Origin of the sequence: Streptomyces sp. CLV115 (genome assembly GCF_038448545.1) — a bacterium.
Classification (GTDB): Bacteria; Actinomycetota; Actinomycetes; order Streptomycetales; family Streptomycetaceae; genus Streptomyces; species Streptomyces sanglieri.
In genome coordinates this window covers 20,658-27,299 of record NZ_JBCEWQ010000119.1, presented here as the reverse complement: position 1 = coordinate 27,299, position 6,642 = coordinate 20,658, and the positions used below count along the sequence as shown (strand labels likewise).

Genomic DNA, 6,642 nt, shown 5'->3' with positions numbered 1-6,642 from the left:
CCCCCGGGCCGCCTCGGCTCCAGGCTCCGGCTGGTCACCGCGGGTACCGGCCGGCCGGCCCGCCGGAGCACCGATCTGCTGCCCCAACTCCGCTGCCCGGTCGGAGCGGAGCTGCGGCAAGCGGCGTGCGGCACCGGTGCACTCCTCGACCGACGGGCCGAGGAGACCGTGCGGGGCGCACCGGCCGCCGTACAGCCGACCGACGCCCGGACGGCGGGGGCACGGGCCGCGCCGTCCGGGCCGTCGACCGCGCCGCGGGTCAGTATGGAGGGATGACGGGACGCTGGGAGTTCTGGATCGACCGGGGCGGGACGTTCACCGATGTCGTGGGCCGGGCCCCGGACGGGCACCTGGTCACCCGCAAGCTGCTCTCCCACGACCCGGACCGCTACCGCGACGCCGCCGTGGCCGGAATCAGGGCGCTGCTCGGCCTCGGCCCCGCCGAACCGGTCCCCGCCGACCGGGTCGCCGCGGTGCGGATCGGCACCACGGTCGCCACCAACGCCCTGCTGGAGCGGCGCGGCGAACCGACCGTCCTGGTCATCACGGAGGGCTTCCGGGACGCCCTGCGCATCGCGTACCAGAACCGCCCCAGGCTCTTCGACCGCCGCATCGTGCTGCCCGAGGCCGTCTACGAGCGGGTGATCGAGGTCCCCGAGCGCGTCGACGCCCGGGGCCGGGTCGTCACACCGCTGGACCTGGACGCGGTCACCGAGCGGCTGCGCGCCGCCCACGCCGACGGACTGCGCAGCGCGGCCGTCGTTCTGATGCACGGCTACCGCCACCCCGCACACGAGAGCGCCGTGGCCGCCGCCGCCCGCGAAGCGGGCTTCACCCAGGTCAGCTGCTCGCACGAGGTGAGCCCGCTGATCAAGCTGGTGCCACGCGGCGACACCACCGTCGTCGACGCCTATCTCTCGCCGATCCTGCGCCGCTACGTCGACGAGATCGCCGGTGAACTCGAAGGCATCCGGCTGATGTTCATGCAGTCCAACGGCGGACTGCGCGAGGCCTCCCACTTCAGGGGCAAGGACGCGGTGCTCTCCGGCCCCGCCGGAGGCGTGGTCGGCATGGCCCGCACCTCCGAACAGGCCGGATTCGACCGGGTCATCGGCTTCGACATGGGCGGCACGTCCACCGATGTCTCGCACTACGCGGGCGAGTTCGAACGCGAGCTCGGCACCCAGGTCGCCGGGGTGCGGATGCGCGCCCCGATGATGAGCATCCACACCGTCGCGGCCGGCGGCGGCTCCGTCCTGCACTTCGACGGCCGGCGCTACCGGGTCGGCCCCGACTCGGCGGGCGCGATCCCCGGCCCGGCCTGCTACCGCCGCGGCGGCCCGCTGACCGTCACCGACGCCAATGTGATGCTCGGCCGGATCCAGCCCGCGCACTTCCCGGCCGTGTTCGGACCGGACGGAGACCTCCCGCTCGACGCGGACCTGGTCCGCGAACGCTTCGACGCGCTCGCCGATGACGTGGCGCGCGCCACCGGAACCCGGCGCACGGCCGCCGGAACCGCCGCCGGGTTCCTGGAGATCGCCGTGCTCAACATGGCGAACGCGGTCAAGAAGATCTCCGTGCAGCGGGGGCACGACATCACCCGCTACGCCCTGACCGGCTTCGGCGGCGCCGGTGGCCAGCACGTCTGCGCCGTCGCCGACTCCCTGGGCATCGACACGGTCCTCGTACCACCACTGGCGGGCGTGCTGTCCGCGTACGGCATCGGCCTCGCCGACGCCACCGCGATGCGCGAGCAGTCGGTCGAGGCGGAACTGGAGGAGTCGACCCGGACGGTCCGGGAACTCTGCGACGAACTGGCCGCCCGGACCCGCGCCGAACTGCGCGCCGACGCCGTCCCCGACAGCGCGATCAGCACACACGCCCGGGTGCTGCTGCGCTACGCCGGTACGGATTCCAGCCTGCCCGTCGACCTGGACACCGCATCCGCCATGGCCGCGGCGTTCACCGCGGAGCACCGCGCACGCTACGCGTTCACCATGGACAAGCCCCTGGTCGTCGAGGCGGTCTCGGTCGAGGCGACCGGAACGGCCGGCCGGCACCGGCCACCCCGGGCCGACCGCACAGCCCGCCCCGGCTCCGGGCCCCGACCGCACGACACCGTAAGGATGTTCGCCGACGGCCGATGGCAGGACACCCCGCTCCACCGCCGCGCGGACCTCGCCCCCGGCGACACCGTGACCGGCCCCGCCGTGATCGCCGAGGCGGACGCCACCACCGTCGTCGACCCCGGCTGGCAGGCCGCCCCCGACGGCACCGGCCATCTGGTGCTCACCAGGGCCCGCCCGCGCCCGGACCGAACCGCCGTCGGCACCCGCGTCGACCCCGTCATGCTGGAGGTCTTCAACAACCTCTTCATGTCGATCGCCGAGCAGATGGGCGTGCGCCTGGAGAACACGGCGCACTCCGTCAACATCAAGGAGCGGCTCGACTTCTCCTGCGCGCTCTTCGACGCGGACGGCAACCTGATCGCCAACGCCCCGCACATCCCCGTCCACCTCGGCTCGATGGGGGAGTCCATCAAGGAGGTGCTCCGGCGCAACGGCGACACGATGCGCCCCGGTGACGTGTACGCCATCAACGATCCGTACCACGGCGGAACCCACCTGCCCGACGTGACGGTGGTGACACCGGTGTTCGACGCGACCGGCGGCGAACGTCCGGTGCTCCGCTTCCTCGTGGCCTCGCGCGGACACCACGCCGAGATCGGCGGCATCACCCCCGGCTCCATGCCGGCCTTCAGCCGCACCATCCACGAGGAGGGAGTGCTGTTCGACAACTGGCTGCTGGTGCGCGACGGCAGGTTCCGCGAGGACGAGACCCGCGAACTCCTCACCACGGCCGCCCACCCCTCCCGCGACCCCGGTGCCAATCTCGCCGACCTGCGCGCCCAGATCGCCGCGAACGAGAAAGGCATCGCCGAACTCCGGCGCATGACCGAACAGTTCGGGACCGACGCCGTGGACGCGTACATGCGGCACGTGCAGGACAACGCCGAGGAGTCCGTCCGCCGGATCATCGCCGCGCTGCACGACGGGTCCTACCGCTACGAGACCGACAACGGCGCGGTCATCGAAGTCGCCCTCACCGTGGACCGGGCCGCCCGCGGCGCGGTCGTCGACTTCACCGGCACCTCACCCCAGCAGCCGGGCAACTTCAACGCGCCGAAATCCGTGGTCATGGCAGCCGTGCTCTACGTCTTCCGGACCCTGGTCGACGACGACATCCCCCTCAACAGCGGCTGCCTGAAGCCCGTGGAGGTCCGCATCCCGGAAGGCTCCATGCTGGCCCCCGTCCACCCGGCGGCCACCGTCGCGGGAAACGTGGAGACGTCCCAGGCCGTCACCGGCGCCCTGTACGCGGCACTCGGCATCCAGGCCGAGGGGTCGGGCACCATGAACAACCTCACCTTCGGCAACGAACGGGTCCAGTACTACGAGACGGTGGCGAGCGGCTCCGGCGCGGGCGACGGCTTCGACGGCGCCGACGCCGTACAGACCCACATGACCAACTCCCGCCTCACCGACCCCGAAGTCCTCGAATGGCGCTACCCCGTCCTGCTGGAGAGCTTCCGGGTACGCGACGGCAGCGGCGGCGACGGACACTGGCACGGCGGCCGCGGCGTGGAACGGCGCATCCGCTTCCTGGAACCCGTCACCGTCGCGCTCCTTACCGGTCACCGCCGGGTCCGCCCGTACGGAATGGCGGGCGGCGGGCCCGGCGCACCGGGCGAGCAGCACATCGAGCACCCGGACGGCCGGGCGCCCACCCCGCTGCGCGGCTGCGACACGGCCGAACTGGAACCCGGGGACGTACTGGTGCTCCGGACACCGGGCGGCGGGGGATTCGGAACCCCGGAGCCGGACCACGACGACGGTACGGAGCACGGCGGCGAACAGCCGTGACGCGGGGTCGCTTCTGCGCCGTTTCGACCGTTGTCCGTCCGAGGACCTAATCTGTGCACCGTGACTTCGCCTGCCTACACGGACAACGCTGCGCCCCAGCTCAGCGCGGGGCCGCGGCCCGCCCCGGGCCCGGCCGCCGACGAGGGGCTCTCGCGGCGGCTGCGCGCGCTCGCCTGCACGGCGCCGCTGCACGACCTCGATGTGCGCAAGGCGAATCTGGCCGGCGAGTACACGGTCTACGCGATGGCCGAGGTCGCGCTCGCCGCGATCGACCTCGTCACCCTCAACATGGACTTCGACACGGGTGCCGACCACGACCAGATAGTGACCAGGCTGCTGCCCCGGGTCGCCGCCCAGGCCCCGCGGCGCCCCGTGGCCGAGCACGAGCGGGTCGCCCGCTGGGTGCTGGAGAACCTGATCAACGTCGGCAGCGTGGACCGCGGATTCCGCGCCGTGTACGGCACCTTCGGCCCCGACGGGGTGTACGTCCGCCGCGACTACGACTTCAAGCTGATCGAAGAGGTCCCGGGGTACGGCGGCACCGTCTACCTCCGGGCCACCGACGAAGCGGTCAACGTCCTGGTGGGAGCCCTCGACACGGACGTCACCAGCGCCCAGATCGCCGCCGAGGTCAAGCTGGAGGTCCTCATCAGCCGGGGCCGTCTCGCGGACGCCCAGCTCGCCGCCGAACAGGCCCGCTACCGCACCGTCCAGTACGCGGAGACCCTCCGCAAGACCCTGGAGGCCACCCGGCGCAACGTCCGCGCCGTCGACTGGCTCAACGCGGTGCCCGACATGATCGCCGAAGCCCTGGACCACGTCGCCGACCGCTACCGCCACGAGAACGCGATCCTCACCAACATCCGCAAGGCCCGTGACGAGGCGGAGGAGCCCGAGCACAAGCGCCGCGCCGCCGAGCTCGTCGACATCGTCAAGGACTGCATCCGCCGCCACACCCAGCTCCAGTCCCGACTGCTGGAGGCCGGTCCGCTGTTCCGGGCCGAGCAGGACCGGCAGGCGTTCGCCACCCCCACGGCCCGCACCGGCCTCGACCTCTACGGCCAGCTGGTCGCCCCGCTGCTGCCCCTCCCCGTCGAACAGGCGATCCGCGTCACCGACGCCTTCTTCGCCCGCGGCACCGGACTGCGCACCCCCACCTCGGTACGGGTGGGCGACCTGGTCGAGATGCTGCTCACCCCGCCCATGGAGCGGGAACACCTGGGTGCCGAGATGCCCGAGCCCGATCTGATCGCCACCCCCGACGACAGCAGGTTCAGCGAGGAGCAGCTCGCGAGCGCCATGGAGCTCCTGGACCTGGAGCACGACGCCCCGCGCCGGCTCTCGGGCCTGCTCGCCGAGGCCCGGCGCGGCGGCGATCCCGATCTGGCCTATCTCGTCGCCCTCCTCGCGGTGCACGCCGCGAGCCCGCCCGTCGGCACCGCCTACCGCCAGGGCGAGCAGCGGCTGCTGTTCTCCGTCGACGACGGCACACAGCTCGACGACCCGGAGTTCGGCGGCGCGGACCTCGTCGTCGGCACGGCCCTGCTGGACGCGGCCGGAATGGCCGCGGACCGCACGGAGGCGTCATGACGTCCGCCGCCCGTACCGCACGGCGGACACCGGCCCACCCGGCCCCTGCCGGCACATGCGCCACGGCCCCGGCCCGGCCCGCGCCGCCCGGCACGATCCCCGTGAGAGCCGCCGCCCACCCCGTACCGAAGAGTTTCCGCAGCAAGGAGCGACCGTCGTGAGCGACCACCGCGCACAGCATGCCGACGCGTGGAGCGAGCCGACCGCCGCGTACGCGACCGAGGGCACCGGACCCGCGGACCCGGCGGCGCCCGGGGCCACACCGGCGGTCACCCCGGCCGACGCGGCCGACGCCGCCCGGCTCGTGGCCTTCGGCCTGCAGCCCAAGCTGCTGCCCGCCCGCGACGCCGAGTACGCCGAACTGCTCCGCCGCTACCGGGAGGAGCCCGCTTTCGCCCGGCTCGCCGACGCCGTGGCGACCGGACTCGGCCTGGTCGTCCTGGAGGTGTCCACCCGGGCCGGCATGGCCGTCACCGCCGGTGAGGACTCGGTGTTCGCTGTCCGCATGGGCGACTACGCCCGCCGCGCCTCCTCCGACTCCGCCGACCGCTTCCTGCACGGGCTCGCACACCTCGCCGTCGCCGCCATGGCATTCCCCCGCCCCGAGGACCTCGCCGACGACGCCTACATCGGCCGGATCACGGTCAACGGCGTCGACTCGTTCGTACGCCAGGCGTGCCACCGCCTGGAGGAGCGCGCCGAGGAGCACGGGGACAACACCGACCCGGCCACCGACGCCCCAGGACTCGAAGCGGCCTGGCGGATCTACGCCCGGCGCAGCTCCACCGGCGCCACGAAGGACGCCCGCCGCCTGGCCGGCTCCACCACCGGCATCGTCGGCAAGGCCGTCGCCTTCCTCACCGACTCCGGCTTCCTCCAGCGCACCGGCGACGACGCCGGCGGAGCCTTCCGCACCACCGCCCGCTACCAGCTCCAGGTCCGCGACATGGCCGGCAGCGCCGCCATGGCCGAACTGCTGGAACTCGGCGTCGTGGCGGTCACCGACGGCACGGCGACGCTGCTGCCGCCGCCCGACGCCGACGACCTGGAGCTGGCCGCCGACGCCGGTCTGCCCTTCCACGCCTGACCGTCCCGCCCCACCACCGCCGTCTCCCCCCGCTGCCTG

Annotated in this window: 3 protein-coding genes and 1 pseudogene; all 4 read left to right on the top strand. The window is 73.3% G+C overall.

The features are described from left to right. Positions 1-276, top strand: a pseudogene (locus tag AADR41_RS30690) (hypothetical protein); the annotation flags it as partial. Then, positions 273-3,926: a hydantoinase B/oxoprolinase family protein gene (locus tag AADR41_RS30685; RefSeq protein ID WP_342284787.1), complete on the top strand. Its 3,654-nt coding sequence runs from the start codon at positions 273-275 to the stop codon at positions 3,924-3,926. The pseudogene AADR41_RS30690 and the gene AADR41_RS30685, both read left to right, overlap by 4 nt. A gap of 60 nt (positions 3,927-3,986) precedes the next feature. Next, positions 3,987-5,516: a hypothetical protein gene (locus AADR41_RS30680; RefSeq protein WP_342284785.1), complete on the top strand. Its 1,530-nt coding sequence runs from the start codon at positions 3,987-3,989 to the stop codon at positions 5,514-5,516. Between the two features lie 157 nt (positions 5,517-5,673). Then, on the top strand, positions 5,674-6,603 hold the full coding sequence (locus AADR41_RS30675) for a hypothetical protein (protein ID WP_342284783.1): 930 nt from the start codon (positions 5,674-5,676) through the stop codon (positions 6,601-6,603). The last annotated feature ends 39 nt before the right edge of the window (positions 6,604-6,642 follow it).